The sequence below is a fragment of the Pseudomonas caricapapayae genome (genome assembly GCF_001400735.1).
In the GTDB taxonomy this organism is placed as follows: Bacteria; Pseudomonadota; Gammaproteobacteria; order Pseudomonadales; family Pseudomonadaceae; genus Aquipseudomonas; species Aquipseudomonas caricapapayae.
Window position 1 is genome coordinate 1 of record NZ_LJPW01000102.1, and the last position, 209, is coordinate 209.

Genomic DNA, 209 nt, shown 5'->3' on the forward strand with positions numbered 1-209 from the left:
CCCGCGCCCTTGGGCTTGCCGGTTGAACCCGAGGTGTAGATCACGTAAGCCAGATTCTGTGGATGACTGAGGTTGACCGGGTTGGCGGTGTTGCAGGCTGCCAGCCAGTCGGTGTCCTGATCCAGGCAAATGCTTTGCACCTGCGGCGGCACCGGCAGGCGTTGCAGCAAGGCGCGCTGGGTCAGCAGTAAACCGATAGCGCTGTCCTG

At 62.7% G+C, this 209-nt stretch carries 1 protein-coding gene; it reads right to left on the reverse strand.

Translation table 11 applies throughout. From position 1 onward, the window contains the following. Nucleotides 1-209 (reverse strand): AMP-binding protein (locus ALO80_RS14455; RefSeq protein WP_144434226.1); only part of this gene is annotated, 209 nt, incomplete at both ends.